The organism is Nocardia pneumoniae NBRC 100136, from assembly GCF_000308755.1.
Classification (GTDB): Bacteria; Actinomycetota; Actinomycetes; order Mycobacteriales; family Mycobacteriaceae; genus Nocardia; species Nocardia pneumoniae.
This window is the reverse complement of sequence record NZ_BAGF01000027.1, coordinates 169828-182223: the sequence shown is the minus strand read 5'-3', so window position 1 is coordinate 182223 and position 12396 is coordinate 169828. Positions and strand designations below refer to the sequence as shown.

General features: G+C 70.7%; 12 protein-coding genes. 3 read left to right on the top strand and 9 right to left on the bottom strand.

The window, feature by feature from the left end:
- Positions 1-9 precede the first annotated feature (9 nt).
- From ON34_RS08215 to cobC, 4 genes are all read right to left on the bottom strand, one after another.
- Positions 10-747, bottom strand: coding sequence for a zinc ribbon domain-containing protein (locus ON34_RS08215; protein WP_040776622.1), 738 nt, complete (start codon positions 745-747; stop codon positions 10-12).
- Between the two features lie 169 nt (positions 748-916).
- Positions 917-1561 carry a hypothetical protein gene (locus ON34_RS08210; protein WP_040776232.1) on the bottom strand — a complete coding sequence of 215 codons (645 nt, stop codon included), beginning with the start codon at positions 1559-1561 and terminating at the stop codon, positions 917-919.
- A 182-nt stretch (positions 1562-1743) separates the two neighbouring features.
- Positions 1744-2847 carry a Nif3-like dinuclear metal center hexameric protein gene (locus tag ON34_RS08205; protein ID WP_040776229.1) on the bottom strand — a complete coding sequence of 368 codons (1104 nt, stop codon included), beginning with the start codon at positions 2845-2847 and terminating at the stop codon, positions 1744-1746.
- 442 nt (positions 2848-3289) lie between these two features.
- Positions 3290-4327 carry an Rv2231c family histidinol phosphate aminotransferase CobC gene (cobC, locus tag ON34_RS08200; RefSeq protein WP_040776227.1) on the bottom strand — a complete coding sequence of 346 codons (1038 nt, stop codon included), beginning with the start codon at positions 4325-4327 and terminating at the stop codon, positions 3290-3292.
- A gap of 44 nt (positions 4328-4371) precedes the next feature.
- Here cobC and ON34_RS08195 point away from each other — a divergent pair, with 44 nt between their 5' ends.
- Both ON34_RS08195 and ON34_RS08190 read left to right on the top strand, forming a co-directional pair.
- Complete coding sequence (locus tag ON34_RS08195; RefSeq protein WP_051022267.1) at positions 4372-4890, top strand: low molecular weight protein-tyrosine-phosphatase; 519 nt, start codon at positions 4372-4374, stop codon at positions 4888-4890.
- On the top strand, positions 4890-5777 hold the full coding sequence (locus tag ON34_RS08190; RefSeq protein WP_040776225.1) for an SURF1 family cytochrome oxidase biogenesis protein: 888 nt from the start codon (positions 4890-4892) through the stop codon (positions 5775-5777). The genes ON34_RS08195 and ON34_RS08190 overlap by 1 nt, the downstream gene beginning before the upstream one ends.
- Positions 5778-5788: 11 nt before the next feature.
- Here ON34_RS08190 and ON34_RS08185 read toward each other — a convergent pair whose 3' ends face one another.
- From ON34_RS08185 to ON34_RS08175, 3 genes are all read right to left on the bottom strand, one after another.
- Positions 5789-6997: a cytochrome P450 family protein gene (locus ON34_RS08185; protein ID WP_040776222.1), complete on the bottom strand. Its 1209-nt coding sequence runs from the start codon at positions 6995-6997 to the stop codon at positions 5789-5791.
- 71 nt (positions 6998-7068) lie between these two features.
- Entirely contained in the window at positions 7069-7599 is a 531-nt protein-coding gene (locus ON34_RS08180) for an acetate and sugar kinases/Hsc70/actin family protein (RefSeq protein WP_051022266.1), read from the bottom strand.
- A gap of 221 nt (positions 7600-7820) precedes the next feature.
- The gene (locus ON34_RS08175) at positions 7821-8840 is read right to left on the bottom strand and encodes a cobalamin biosynthesis protein (RefSeq protein ID WP_083889218.1); all 1020 of its coding nucleotides are present in this window, start codon (positions 8838-8840) and stop codon (positions 7821-7823) included.
- An 86-nt stretch (positions 8841-8926) separates the two neighbouring features.
- Here ON34_RS08175 and sigJ point away from each other — a divergent pair, with 86 nt between their 5' ends.
- Positions 8927-9886, top strand: a complete 960-nt coding sequence (sigJ, locus tag ON34_RS08170) for an RNA polymerase sigma factor SigJ (protein WP_040776219.1) — start codon at positions 8927-8929, stop codon at positions 9884-9886.
- A 398-nt stretch (positions 9887-10284) separates the two neighbouring features.
- Here the strand turns inward: sigJ and ald are convergent, their stop codons facing one another.
- Both ald and ON34_RS08160 read right to left on the bottom strand, forming a co-directional pair.
- Positions 10285-11394 carry an alanine dehydrogenase gene (gene ald, locus ON34_RS08165; protein WP_040776216.1) on the bottom strand — a complete coding sequence of 370 codons (1110 nt, stop codon included), beginning with the start codon at positions 11392-11394 and terminating at the stop codon, positions 10285-10287.
- A 133-nt stretch (positions 11395-11527) separates the two neighbouring features.
- Positions 11528-12364, bottom strand: coding sequence for an MBL fold metallo-hydrolase (locus ON34_RS08160; RefSeq protein ID WP_083889217.1), 837 nt, complete (start codon positions 12362-12364; stop codon positions 11528-11530).
- Between the last annotated feature and the right edge of the window lie 32 nt (positions 12365-12396).

Here is a 12396-nt window from a genome sequence, read left to right as displayed (position 1 = left end):
CGCGCTGGTTCACAGCCCCGATTCCTTGGTCCGGACCAGGATCGCCCCGCATTCCGGGCAGCGCACCACCATATCGGGGGCGGTCTTGGCGATCCGGGCGATCTCGCCGCGGTCGAGTTCGATGCGGCACGCGCCGCAGCGGCGGGCCTGCAACAGCGCGGCGCCCACACCGTGCTGCGCGCGCTGGCGGTCGTAGATCGCGAGCAGTTCGGCGGGCAGCTTCGCGACCACGCCGGACCGATCGGTGTCGCAGCGGGCCTGCGCCACATCCAGATCCGCCAGCGCCTCGTCGCGCTGCCGCCGAGCGGCGGCCAGATCCTCTTCGGTCTTGCTCAGCCGGGCTCCCGCGTGCTCGTGGTCGGCGGCGGAGGCCTCGCGCCGTTCCATCACCTCGAGCAGTTCGTCCTCCAGTACGGAGCGGCGACGCTCCAAGCTGCCCAGCTCGTGCTGGAGCTCCGAAAGCTGCTTGGCGTTCACCGTTCCCGCGGTGAGCATTTCTTTGTCACGATCCTCGCGCTTGCGGACCGCCTCGACCTCGCCCTCCAGCTTGCGGATATCGCGGTCGAGGTCGTCCAGCACGATCTCCACGGCCACCGCCGCGTCGGAGTGGGCGTTGCGCTCGGCCTCCAGCCGGGCGACCTCCTGCTGCTCGGGCAGCACGGTGCGGCGGTGCGCGATCCGGGTCAGCTCGGCGTCGACGGCGGCCAGCCGGAGCAGCTCGGCCTGGATCGTGGGTTCGACATTCAACGCGGACAAACTCCTGGATGGGTGGACGGGACTGGTGTTCAACCGTACCGCGCCGCAGCGGCGCCCCTGCGTAATGGGCGTAGCGGAGGAAGTCCGTAGCTCTGGTATGAGGCAGCCTTACAGGGGCGCAGCCAGCCGTGTCCGTCTGTAGCCCCGCCAGACAGCCGTCCTAGCCGCCGACGGTGCGGGTCTTGATCGCGTCGCGGGAGATGTAGACGTCGTATTCGCCCGGCACCGCGATCACCGCGTTGCCGTAGGCGGAGCGGACGAACGGCTGGGTCCACCAGCGGCCCTCGCGCATGTCGGCGAAGAAGTCCTGGTCGCCGTCATTGAGGAAGATCTGGTTCTGCTTGGTGGCGATGCCGTCGAGGCGCTGGCCGTACAGGCGGCTGATCCGGTAGCCGGAGTGGAAGCCGAGCGCGTTCACCCAGGGTTCCAGCTCCACGATGCCCGCTTGCAGCACCCACATGTCCCCCTCGACTCGGTGGGTGCTGCGCTGTTCGGCGTGGTCGTCATCGCCGTACAGGGTGAGGTCGACGTCGAGCTGGTGTTCCTGCCCCGCCGCGGGCTTGGCCACCACATGCGCCGCCTTGATCTCCCCGGTGAGTCCCAGATACGTCTGCAACAGCGTCGCGATCCATAGCAGCACCGCCGCCACCAGCAGCAGCGCGAGCCCGCCCGCCCCACGCGCGAGCAGCGCCCGCATCCCGACCCGGCGGGCCGCGATCAGACCGGAAACGATCAGCGCGACACCGACCAACAACAGCAGGATCAGGCCGATCTGCACCAGCCCGAAATCAACCGGGAAGCTCATGGGGTAGTTCTACCCCGGCGAACCCCCCGATTCACCCAAACCGCCCACACTGCACCGAATTCAACCGGCGGAGTTCAAATACCTTCGCGAGTGGCACATGGTCGAGGCGAAACGCGAGAAGATCTCTGCGTGGTGTGCCGCTCGCGGTCCTCGGTGGGTGGGTTGGTGAAGGCGTCGGGTGGTCAGGTGGACGCGCGCAGCGTCCATGGGTCGGTGCGCAGTGTGGATACCCTTGTCTCCAGGTCTGGTAGCGCGGTCCGGACGAGTGATTCGGCTTGTGCGCACCAGGGGAATTCGGTTGCCCAGTGTGCGGCGTCGACCAGCGCGGGGCCGCCTTTGCGCAGATGTTCGTCGACCGGGTGGTGGCGCAGGTCGGCGGTGACGTAGGCGTCGACGCCGAGGCGGGTGGCCGCGTTCAGGTAGGAGTCGCCCGCCCCGCCGCATACCGCGACGGTGCGGACGGTGCGGTCGGGGTCGCCCGCGGCGCGCACGCCCCAGGTGGTGGGCGGGAGCGCGCTCGCCACGCGATCGGTGAAGGCTCGCAACGACTCCGGCTCCGGCAGGGTGCCGACCCGGCCGATGCCGCGCGGCGAGGGCAGCGGAGCCCGTTCGCTGATGTGATAGGCCGGGTCCTCGGAGGGGTGGGCGGCGAGCAGCGCGGCGAGCACGGCCGAGCGCGCCGCGGGCGGGGCGACCACCTCGACGCGGTCCTCCTCGACGCGCTGGCGTTCGCCGAGCGCCTCGCCGATCGGACGGAACTGCCCCGTCCCCGGCACCCGCAGCGCGCGGTCGCGATAGTCCCCGACGCCGCCCGCTCCGGCGGCGAAAAGGGCGGCGAGCACGGCATCGGTATGCGTGCGTGGCACCTGGACCACCCAGTTGTCCACGGCGGGTTCGGGTTTCGCGTCCAGCGGACCGGTCACGGTGAGGCCGAGGGCCGCGGCGAGCGCGTCGGAGACGCCGGGGTCGGCGGAGTCGGCGTTGGTGTGGGCGGTGAACAGGGCGCAACCGGAGCGGATGAGCCGGTGCAGCAGCGCGCCTTTCGGCGTGTTCGCCGCGACGGTGTCGACCCCGCGCAGCAACAGCGGATGGTGCACCACCAGGGCCTGGGCGCGCCAGTCGATCGCCTCGTCGACGACGGCCGCGGTGGCGTCGACGGCGAACAGCACGCGGGTCAGCTCGTCGGCCGGATCGCCGCAGACCAGGCCGACCGAGTCCCACGACTCGGCGAGTGCGGGCGGGTAGGCCGCGTCGAGCACCGCGATGAGATCCGCGAGTGTGGTCATCGTCCACCTTCCTTCGCTTCGGTCATGCCCGGCCCCCTTCGGTTTCGTTCCGGGACGAATCGTCCATACAGGCATTACACAGTGCCCGCACAGCGAATCGACACCGGCTGTCACCCGACACGGCGGCGACCGCACAGCCGCCGATCCGGTCACGTCGAGCAGCCGACGCCAGCAGCGCGGGCTCGGCGCTCGTAGCCCTGCCGCCGGAGCCAACTGGGCCGAACCCTGCCGCCTGCGTGGGTGTCGAGCAGCGACCGCCGCACGCGACAGAAAGTCGCCCGGCTTGTGCCGGTACCCGATGCAGGTCTTCCCACCCTGCGCGACGATCGACTTCAGCTCCGATGTGGGGCGCGGCGGCCACCACTCGGTACCGGAGCTCGTTCACTCGCTCGGGAAGGGCCAGCGCCCGTACCGAGACGCCACGCGGCCGACAACCCGCTGATCACACATCTGCCGATCGAATCGCGGCAATCAGCCGGTCGACCTCGTCGGCGCCGCGCACCGCGACGCGCAGGTGGTCCGGGCCGAGACCGGGGAAGGTGTCGGCGCGGCGGACCGCGATCCCCTGCTCGGCCAGGTGCTTGCGGAGCAGTTCCCCGTCCGCGACGCGCAGCAGCAGGAACGGGCCGCCGGCCGGGGTGTGGACGTGGACGCCGAGACGGGTCAGCCGTTCGATCATCGCGGTACGGGCCAGGACCAGGGTCTCGGCGCGGCGGTCGGCCTCGGCCACGGCCGCGGGGCTCGCGGTCGCCGTGATCGCCTCCAGCTGCAAGGTGCCCAGCGGCCAGTGGGCGCGCCCGTGGGCCAGGCGCGCCAGGAGTGCGGGTGCGCCGAGAAAGTACCCGCAGCGCAAGCCCGCCAGCGCCCACGTCTTGGTCAGGCTGCGCAGCACGAGCAGATCCGGTGCGGGGTCGGCGGCGAGGGACTCGGGCTCGCCCGGCACGGCGTCGGCGAAGGCTTCGTCGACGACGATGATGCGGCCGGGCCTGCGGAGGGCGCGGACGGCGTCGGCCGGGTGCAGTACCGAGGTCGGGTTCGTGGGGTTGCCGAGCACCACCAGGTCGGCGTCGGCGGGCACCGCGGCGGGATCGAGCAGATAGGGGGGCTCCAGGATCACCCTGGTCACCGGGACGCCCGCCTCGCGCAGCGTGAGTTCGGGCTCGGTGAACGACGGATGCACCACCGCGGCCAGGCGCGGCGCGAGTCGGGGCAGCATCGCGAACCCCTCCGCGGCGCCCGCGAGCAGCAGCACCTCCTCGGGAGATCGGCGGTGCCGAGCGGCGACCGCGCGGCGGGCGGCATCGGCGTCCTCGGCGCTCGGATAGCGGCCGAGGTCGGACAGCCGAGCCGCCAAGCGCTGCCGCAGCCACTGCGGCGGGGCGACACCCTGTACGTTCACCGCGAAATCGAGCATGCCCGGGCGCGCGTCCACGTCGCCGTGGTGGCGCAGTTTCGCGCGATCGACGCGGTCCTCGGGCACGAGACCACACCCTACGTGGCGAACCCGCAGCGGCACCGGCCAGAATGGCAGTCGTGGGTCTGCTGCACGTCTCGTTCGTCTGTACCGGCAACATCTGCCGCTCTCCGATGGCGGAAAAGATCTTCGCGGTGCATTTGTACCGGGCCGGACTTGCCAACCGGGTGCGAGTGAGCAGCGCGGGCACCGGGTCATGGCACGTCGGCGACGACGCCGACCCGCGGACCACCGCGACGCTGCGCAAGTACGGCTACCCCACCGGGCACGTCGCCGCCGCGTTCGGCGCCGAGCACCTCGACGCCGATCTCGTGGTCGCGCTGGACCGCTCACACCAGCGGGAACTCGCCCGCCTCGGCGTGCAGCCGCAGCGACTGCGGTTGCTGCGCACCTTCGACCCCACCGCCGACGGCCACGACGTGGCCGATCCCTACTACGGCGACGCGGCGGACTTCGAACTCGTGCGCGACCAGATCGAGGCGGCCATCCCGGGCCTGCTCGACTGGGTGCGCGCCGAGCTCGCCGCCGAACCGCCCGACCTGCGACCTGTCCCAGACGGACGAGCCTGATGCGCAGGCTCGCCTTCCTGCTGCGCCCGAGCTGGCTGATCCTGGCCGTGCTGGTCGCCGCCTTCGCCTACCTGTGCTTCACCGTGCTCGCGCCGTGGCAGCTGGGCAAGAACACGGCCACCTCGCACCGCAATCAGCTGATCGCCGACTCGGTGCGGGCCGACCCCGTCGACGTCACCGCGGCGCTCTCCGACACCGCCGACGACACGCCCATCGAGTGGCGGCGCGTCACGGCCTCCGGCAGTTACGTGCCGGACTCGACGGTGCTGGTACGGCTGCGCCACCTCGACGGCGCTCCCGCCTACGCGGTGCTGGCGACGTTCCGGCTCGCAGACGGACGCGTCCTGCTCGTCGATCGTGGCCTGGTGCCCGCGGTGGAGGGATCGCGCCCACCGCAGGTCCCCGAGCCGCCCTCCGGATCGCAGCGCATCGAAGCCAGGGTGCGCATGTCCGAGGGAGTCACGCCAGGCAAGGACCCGACCGTCCAGGACGGCTACCGCCAGGTGTACTCCATCGACACGGTCCAGGAATCCGCTGTCCTGCAACAGCCGCTCACCCCCCTCCCGACCGGCGAACGCGGCGGCTACTTGCAGCTGAGCGAGAACCAACCCGGCGCCTTCACCCCCACCCCGCTCCCCCAGCTCGACGCGGGTCCCTACCTGTCCTACGGCCTGCAATGGCTGGCCTTCGGCATCATGGCCCCGCTGGGCCTCGGCTACTTCATCTACGCCGAGATCCGAGAGCGCAGGAAAGAAAAGCAGTCCGCTTCGACAACCCCAGTCGAAGCGGACCGAGCCGGGTCGCCCGCTGCCGACCAGCCGCCCGCAGCCGCCACGCCCACTACCGAGGCCCGCCTCGCCGACCGCTACGGCCGCGGCCGCGGCTGATCCGCGCGGCTCTACGCACTGGAGTCGAGCAGTACCGGCAAGGAGAGCGGCCCGCACGTGATGAATTGCGGACTGTAGGGGATCATGGCGGGGTCGCAGGCCAGGCGCAGTCGCGGGAACCGGTTGAACAAGGCCGACAACGCGATGCGGGCTTCGAGCCTGGCCAGATGCGCACCGAGACAGAAATGCGGTCCCCGGCCGAAGGCCAGTTGGTCTCGGACGTCGCGGTCGATATCGAAGATATCGGCGTCCGGGTAATGATCGGGATCCCGCCCGACGCCGCCGTACCACCCCACGATGGCCCCAGCCGGAATATCGACGCCCGCGATGGTGACGTCCCGCAGCGCGTAGCGGTTGAACATATTGCCCGCCGGGGAGCGGAAGCGCAGCATCTCCTCCACGACATCCGCCCACCGGTCCTCGGCACGGGCCTTGGCCAGCTGCTCGGGATGGGTACACAGGGTCACTACCGCATTGCCGAGCAGATGCACCGTGGTCTCATGTCCGGCCATCAGCACCAGCCACAACATGTCGACCAGCTCGTTGTCGGCCAAACCGTTGTCGGCGTTGGCCTGCAGCAAGGCGGAGGTGAGGTCGTCACCGGGACGATCACGCTTGCTGTTCAGCAGCTCGGTGAGGTAGCCGATCAGGGCGCCCATCGCGGCCTGAATCTGCTCGCCGGTACTCAGATGCGACATGATCGTGGCGGCCCAACTCCGGAAGCGCCGGTGATCCGATATCGGCACCCCGAACAGTTCGCAGATCACCCGCACGGGAAACGGCATGGTGACGTCCTCGACGAGGTCGACCTCGCCGGTGGGATCCGGAATGTCGTCGAGGAGTTCGGTGATGATCGCGCGGATCCGGGGTGCGAGCGCGGCGACCCGGCCCGCACTGAACGCCTGGCCGATCGTCTTGCGCAGCCTTCGGTGATCGGCGCCGTCCCTGTTCAGCATGTGATCGATGTCGGTGAAGGCGCGCATCGGCCAATCCGCCGGAATCGTGCCGTCGTGCAGTGCCGGGCAGTTTCGCGCGTTCTTGCTGAACACTGTGCCGTCAGCGGCGAGGATCTCACTCACCGCCTGGTAACTCACCGCGATCCACGCCGAGACATTGCCGGGCAGTTCGATCGGGACGACCGGACCGCGGCGGCAGATTCGATCGAAGGTATCGAACACTTGCTCGCCAGCGGTCGGCAGCTGAATGACGGACTCGGTCATCGTGTCTCCCAGAATTCGGGTTGGTGCGCGCATTCGTTGTGTCGGCGCGACCGGAATCGAACAGACCGCGCTCACCGCGGCGGGCGGCGAACGCAGACCATCCGCTGTGCGGGTCGGTGGTCGTCTCGCGTGCGAAGGCGCCGGTCGGCAGGGATATCGACGTGGCCGGGCGGGGTACGGCGGGTTGCGCGTTCCTCCGCGATCAGGGCGAGGATGCCCGCACCGGTCAAGATCGCCTCGGCTCCCGCGGCAGAGCCGATGCTTCGCTCGGCGAGGGTCAGGCACAGGCCATCGGATGCCATCTGGACGACGGCGACCGGGAACAGTCTCCGCACCGCCGCCACGATGCCGAATCCGCCACGCCACTGGGTGATTCCGGCGGGAGCGACCACCCCGGCCGACTTGTCGATCGGACTCGGGCAGGCGATGCCGACCGCGGTGATCTCATCGTCTCCGGCGACATCGAGCAGGAGATCTCGGCAGGCGTCCCACACCCCGTCCGCCGGTACCGGTATGCGCCGGATGTCCCGCGTGCCGATGCCAGCGGCCACCCGGCTCGCGGCGAAGCCCGCCGCACCGATCTCCAAAGCCAGAACTGTCATGAATCAGCCACCGTCACAAGATCTTTCGAGGTGCTGGGCCAGCCCGGGTAACTGAATGGCGGTCTCTGTCACGATGCCTCCATGGTCGATCGAATGGTTGTGCCGGGAAGCGTGTCCTTGCCGGATCAGTGTCGATCGCGCGGATCCATCGGTTCGTTCGAACGCGCATACTGTGCCGCCGAACGCAGATTCTCTGCCCCGAAACGAAATCCGTTGCACGGTCAGCGGGTAAACCGGAAGCCTTTCCAGAACCCGGATCCGGAAGAACGCTTGGTGGCGGCGCGGGCGGCGGCGAGGACGGTAGCCGTGAACTGCACGGCTTCGGACAGGCGCACGGCACGGCGCAGGTCGTGGACCGTGGGTGCGGGGCCGTCGCCGAGCAGCGGACGCAACTCCGTGCCGTGCGGGTACTGGGTGCGGCCACCCAACCGGACGCCGAGCGCGCCTGCCATCGATGCCTCGACGACTCCGGCGTTGGGGCTGGGATGCCCGGCGGCGTCGCGGCGCCAGGCCCGCAGTGCGGCCGAGGGGCGTCCACCCACCAGCGGTGCGAGCGCGGCCGTGAGCAGGCCGGTGAGGCGGGCCGGGAGCAGATTGGCCACGTCGTCGGTGCGCGCGGCGGCCCAGCCGAAACGCCGGTAGCGTTCGTTGCGGTAGCCGACCATCGCATCGAGGGTGTTGATCGCGCGATACCCGAGCAAGCCGGGGACACCGGCCACGGCACCCCAGACCACTGGAGCGACGGCCGCGTCCGAAGTGTTCTCGGCGATGGACTCCAGGGCGGCGCGCGCGAGGCCGTCCGCGTCGAGCACGTCCGGGTCGCGGCCGCACAGCGCGGGCAGCAGCGCGCGAGCGCCGTCCAGATCGCCCTCCTCCAGCCGATCGGCCATCGCGCGACCGGTGCCCGCGAGACTGCGACCGCCGAGAACGGTCCACGTGGCGACCGCGGTCGCGACCATCCCGCCACGCCGCACCGCCGCCCCGAACCCGACCACCGCGCCGACCGCGAGCGCCTCGTGCACCAGCCCCGCCGCACGCCGGTCGGCGTAGGTCACCGCTTCCAGAGCGGCGGCCGCGGAACCGAATCCGGCCACCGGATGCCATCGCCTGGGATCGCCGAACACCCGATCGAGCGCGAATCCGAGCAGCAACCCGACTGCGGTGGAAGTCCCCTTCTGCACCCGGCGAGAGTATCGGGCGGGCACGCCGGGCCCGCCCGCACACCATGCCGTCGGCCACATGTCACACTCTGTGCCCCTGCGTCGTCGACCTGGTGACGCATCCATAGACGCGCCCCGCGGGGCCGAACGACGAACGGCGAACAGCAGTGACTTCCGAGCAGCCCTCCCCTCAGCCCCTCGACCAGGCCGAGCTGGCCAGGCGGTTCGAGGAGCACCGGCCGTATCTGCGCCGACTCGCCTACAGCACGCTCGGCAGTCTCACCGACGCCGACGACGTGGTGCAGGAGGCGTGGTTGCGGTTGCAACGCCAGTACGAGGCGGGCGCCGCGGCCGAGATCGACAACCTGCTCGCCTGGCTGACCACCGTGACCGGTCGGCTGGCGCTCGACCACCTCGGCTCCGCCCGCGTGCGCCGGGAACACTACGTGGGTGAATGGCTGCCCGAGCCGGAGGTCACCACCTGGGACGATCCCGCCGACCGGATCACCCAGGACGAGCGGGTCACCACCGCGCTGCTGGTCGTTCTCGAATCCCTGTCTCCCGCCGAGCGCACCGCGTTCGTCCTGCAAGACGTCTTCGGCATGAGCGGCCCGGAGGTCGCCGAGGTGGTCGGCCGCACCCCGGCCGCGGTGCGGCAGCTGGCCTCCCGGGCCCGCAAGCGAGTCGAGGACGGCACCCCGCGCTTCCCGGCGTCACCGGACGAGCAGAAGAAGGTCGTGTCGGCCTTCGCGCTGGCCTGGCGTTCCGGCGATCTCAGCGCCCTGCTCGGCGTGCTGGACGCCAAGGTGAGCCTCACGGCCGACGGCGGCGGCAAGGTGCCCGCGATCCGGCAGCCCGTGCACGGCGCCGAACTGGTGGCCAAGCTGCTGCTCGGCTGGTACCACTCGCCGTCCGCCGCGGGCGGCTGGGGGCGCGGTGTGCTGGTCAACGGCCAGCCCGGGCTCGTGGTGTTCGACGGCACACACACCGGCGTCTTCTCCTTCACCGTCGACGACGGCCGCATCGTCGCGATCGACGTGGTCCGCAACCCGGACAAGCTGCACGACCTGCCCACCACCGGTCAGCCGGACTGGTACCTGGGCGAGGGCCGGACCGAGCACGAGTAGGCGCATGCGTTGATGACTCGCGGCGGCCGCACAACGTCCGCGCGCCCATGTCCGCACCCCGTCGGCGATCGCGGTGCGCCGCGATCGCCGACTGTCGGCGCGTGCCGAGCGCCCGGGAAACCTACGTCGGCGGCTACTTCGACCGACAGCAATCGACCGGCGTCCGAGGGGCATCGACGGGCCCTTCGGGCAGGGGCGACTACGAGTCGCCCCTACCGAGATGACGGTGCCTCTGCTCGCAACTCAGCCCGCGACGCCGAGCGGACGCGAATAGCCGTGCGCGGCGGCGACCTCCGCCGAGAGCAGGCGACCGGCGTCTGAGCGGCATCGACGGGCCTTTCGGGCAGGGGCGACTACGAGTCGCCCCTGCCGAGATGGCGGTGCGCTCCGCTCGCAACTCAGCCCGCGACGCCGAGCGGACGCGAATAGCCGTGCGCGGCGGCGACCTCCGCCGAGAGCAGGCGACCGGCGTCCGCGGTGAGCCCGTGGGCGAGGTCAGGGTTTATCGCGCACGCCTCCTTCCAACCGAGGTCGGCGATCGCGCGAACGTAGGGCAGGGTGGCGTTGGTGAGCGCGATCGTCGAGGTGTTCGGCACCGCGCCGGGCATGTTGGCGACGCAATAGAACAGCGAGCCCCCGACCCGGTAGGTGGGATTCGAATGCGTCGTCGGGCGTGAGGCGGCGAAGCAACCGCCCTGGTCGATGGAGATGTCCACCAGCACCGCGCCGGGGCGCATGCCCGCGACGAGATCGTCGGAGACCAGTCTCGGCGCACGCGCGCCGGGGACCAGCACCGCGCCGATCACCAGGTCGGCCGACAACACCGCGCGCTGGATCTCCGCGGAGTTGGACGCGATCGTGCTGACCCGGCCGCCGAAGCGGGCGTCGAGGTCGCGCAGCCGCGCGAGGTTGGTGTCCAGCACGCTGACCCGCGCCCCCATCCCGACGGCGACCGTGGCCGCGTTCGAGCCCGCGACACCACCGCCGAGCACGACCACTTCCGCCGGGCGCACCCCGGGGACGCCGCCGGGCAGCAGTCCGGCGCCGCCGAGCGGGGCCATCAGGTGGTACGCGCCTACCTGCGTGCCGAGTTTGCCCGCGATCTCGCTCATCGGGGCCAGCAGCGGCAGCGACCCATCGGCGGCGCGCACCATCTCGTAGGCGACGGCGGTGATCCCCGACCGCAGTACGGCGTCGGTGCACTCGCGCGAGGCGGCCAGGTGCAGGAAGGTGAACAGCACCTGCCCGCGGCGCATGCGCGCGTACTCCTCGGCGATCGGCTCCTTCACCTTCAACACCAACTCGGCGTCCCACCAGACCTCGTCGGCGTCGGGGACCAGCCGAGCCCCGGCGGCGGCGTAGTCGGCGTCGGGGAAACCCGAGCCGATGCCAGCCCCCGCCTGCACCAGCACCTGATGTCCGTGCCCGGCCAGTTCCCCGGCGCCCGCCGGAGTCAGTGCCACCCGGAATTCTTGCTCCTTGACCTCCCGCGGTACTCCGATCCTCATACCGCCATCGTGGCCCCGGCGCCGGGCCCGCGCCACGACCGACGCGCCGATCGCGCACGGCGACCAGCCGACGGCGTCTTTCCTGTGACTTTCTCGCCACGTTGCCCAGCTGGGCCGGGCGACCGCCCAGCGCTCAGAAGGCCGCCACCCGGCCCAAGGGGGGAATACGCAGCTGATCAGCACGACCGGCATAGCCGAAGACGCGGGACAGATGGTCGAGCGTCTCACTGAAGTGCGCCCAGCCTTCGCCGTGGACCGGCACGATCAGAGCATCGCCGAGCACTTCGGCGGCCAACAGGGCGGTGCGTGCGTTCAACGTGGCGTCGGCGTCGCCGAAGAGACCGATATTCGCGGCGCCGACGTTGAGCACCGCGATATCGATGCGGCCGATTCGCTCGACGATCCGCTCGACCACCCCCACGGAGGCGTTGTCCCCCGAGACGTACACCGTCGGCTCCCCGTCGGCGCTCAGCACGAAGCCGGTGACCACACCGGTGATCGGCTCGCATCCGTCGGGGCCGTGCTGGGCGGGCACTCCGGTCACCTGGACGCCCTGCACGGTGACGGTCTCCCAGTTGTCGAGTCCGCGCACACCGTCGATCCGGGTGGCGGCTCCGGGAGTGGACAGCACGGTCGGCACGGTGGTCAGGAATTCCCGGCCGCTGACGTCCAAGTTGTCGGCGTGTTCGTCGTGCGAGAGCAGCACGACGTCCACCGGGCCGACCTCCCGCGGTGACACCGAGGGCCCGATCAGTTTGTGCAACGTGACGCGCCCCGGGTAGTCGCCGGGCTGGTCGAAGGTGGGGTCGGTCAGCCAGGTGCTTCCCGCGTAGCGGAACCGCAGTGTGGGGCCGCCGACGTGCAGGACTTCGAACGCGGTCCGTTCGATCGTTTCGCTCCCGACCGCGCCTCCCTGACGCTCAGCGAAGTTTTGCGGGGTGGATGCTGTAGTGACGATCTGCTCGCTCATGTGGTTGATCTTGTCCCGCGTGAACCCGTGCC

What these genes read in the sequence shown, in the direction of transcription:
- ON34_RS08180 (WP_051022266.1), bottom strand. Translation starts at nt 7,599, where the DNA reads ATGACAGTTCTGGCTTTGGAGATCGGTGCGGCGGGCTTCGCCGCGAGC.
- ON34_RS08210 (WP_040776232.1), bottom strand. Translation starts at nt 1,561, where the DNA reads ATGAGCTTCCCGGTTGATTTCGGGCTGGTGCAGATCGGCCTGATCCTG.
- ON34_RS08190 (WP_040776225.1), top strand. Translation starts at nt 4,890, where the DNA reads ATGCGCAGGCTCGCCTTCCTGCTGCGCCCGAGCTGGCTGATCCTGGCC.
- ON34_RS08175 (WP_083889218.1), bottom strand. Translation starts at nt 8,840, where the DNA reads ATGTGGCCGACGGCATGGTGTGCGGGCGGGCCCGGCGTGCCCGCCCGA.
- ON34_RS08160 (WP_083889217.1), bottom strand. Translation starts at nt 12,364, where the DNA reads ATGAGCGAGCAGATCGTCACTACAGCATCCACCCCGCAAAACTTCGCT.
- ON34_RS08205 (WP_040776229.1), bottom strand. Translation starts at nt 2,847, where the DNA reads ATGACCACACTCGCGGATCTCATCGCGGTGCTCGACGCGGCCTACCCG.
- ald (WP_040776216.1), bottom strand. Translation starts at nt 11,394, where the DNA reads ATGAGGATCGGAGTACCGCGGGAGGTCAAGGAGCAAGAATTCCGGGTG.
- ON34_RS08195 (WP_051022267.1), top strand. Translation starts at nt 4,372, where the DNA reads ATGGCAGTCGTGGGTCTGCTGCACGTCTCGTTCGTCTGTACCGGCAAC.
- ON34_RS08185 (WP_040776222.1), bottom strand. Translation starts at nt 6,997, where the DNA reads ATGACCGAGTCCGTCATTCAGCTGCCGACCGCTGGCGAGCAAGTGTTC.